Annotated in this window: 1 protein-coding gene; it reads left to right on the top strand. The window is 64.7% G+C overall.

Annotated elements, in window-relative coordinates:
* The first annotated feature begins 203 nt into the window (after positions 1-203).
* Positions 204-731, top strand: a complete 528-nt coding sequence (locus tag ACZ6RT_RS37525; protein WP_470158882.1) for a pyridoxamine 5'-phosphate oxidase family protein — start codon at positions 204-206, stop codon at positions 729-731.
* Positions 732-1,372: the final 641 nt, after the last annotated feature.

Here is a 1,372-nt window from a genome sequence, read left to right on the forward strand (position 1 = left end):
GGAAGTCCGCGACGACATCCACGAAGCCTTCCTCAGCCTCGGCTGTGCCCTGATCTGCTGGCGTCGCCTCAACTCATTGCGTTAGCAGCTCTTAGGACGGCCGAAAAACATGACACAAGGCGTCGGGTTTTAGAGCGATCATCGGTTCACCGGTCAGCGCCGATGTGAGTGTGGACCGGGGCCACAGATGGACAAGGACCTCAATGCGCGAAACCCCCGAGGAGCTCAAGGAACTTCAGGCTCTCCTCGAAGCCTCCCTTTCCCGCTCTACTTTGCACCTCCGCTCGATCGTCACCGAGAACACCCTGACCGCAGAGCAGCTCACCCGGATCCTGACCGGGATGTGCACCCTCGCCCTGTCCACCGTGACGGCAAAGGGCGAGCCGCGGATCAGCGGTGTGGACGGGCACTTCCTGCACGGCAAGTGGCACTTCGGCACGGCGCGTGGCGCCGCCAAGGCCCGCCACCTGGCCGCCCGCCCCGCCGTCAGCGCCGCGCACATGCGCGGTGAGGACCTGGGCGTGTTCACCCATGGCACGGTGGAGATCCTCAACCCTGAGGACAGCGAACCGGCCGAGGACTGGCCGGACCTGCTCGCCTACTTCAAGGATTTCTACGGCGACTTCTCCGACTGGGACAACGACGTGGTCTACTACCGGCTGCATCCGCACTGGATGACCGCCTACGCCCCCGGCGTCGACAAGCTCACTTCGGCCCTTGATGAACAGTGAAGAGAAAACATACGCTAAGGAATGATCTTAAGGATGGCTGAGGTCATCCCGATCGCCCGGGCGTCGGGCTTGACGTGCGTTGCCGCGACGACGCGCTTTCCCGGGGGCGGCTTGCGCAGCGGGCGGTGCGTCAGCCAGGCGGGTCCGCTCGCGAGCCCACAAGCGACGCGCCTGCCTCTCAGCCAGGTCTTGGCTGAGAGGCAGGGGCTGTGACGATGACTCACGATGGCAGCGGCCGGTGTCTCGCACGCCCGCTCAGCGTGACCTGGGTCGGCGCCGTGACCGACGTCAGGATTCAACGCCGTTGCAATGCCGCCGCCCTGGGAGTCAACCCGCTCTGCACCCGGAAACTGGTGATCAAAGTTCCGGACCGCTACGTCACCGAGCAACGACCAGGCGCGCCCTACGACCTGAACACTCTTGACCTCGCGATCAAGACGCCGGATGAAGACGTGCACTGCCAGCCCCGAACAAGCCCCTGCCGACAGATCGTCAGCGGCGTGACGGCGGCCCGGTGCAGACAGTGTTTCCGTCCGGCCCCGGCGTGGGTCTGTCCAGTTAACGGTGTAACTCGATCTTGATTGGTTATCGGGTGGTCGGGGTGAGGCGGCCTTCGAAGGTGATGGCGAAGGCGTTGAGGG

This window comes from Streptosporangium sp. NPDC050148 (genome assembly GCF_055586505.1).

Bases quoted from the DNA above. Each gene is read 5' to 3' on its own strand.
- ACZ6RT_RS37525 (WP_470158882.1), top strand. From the start codon at position 204: ATGCGCGAAACCCCCGAGGAGCTCAAGGAACTTCAGGCTCTCCTCGAA.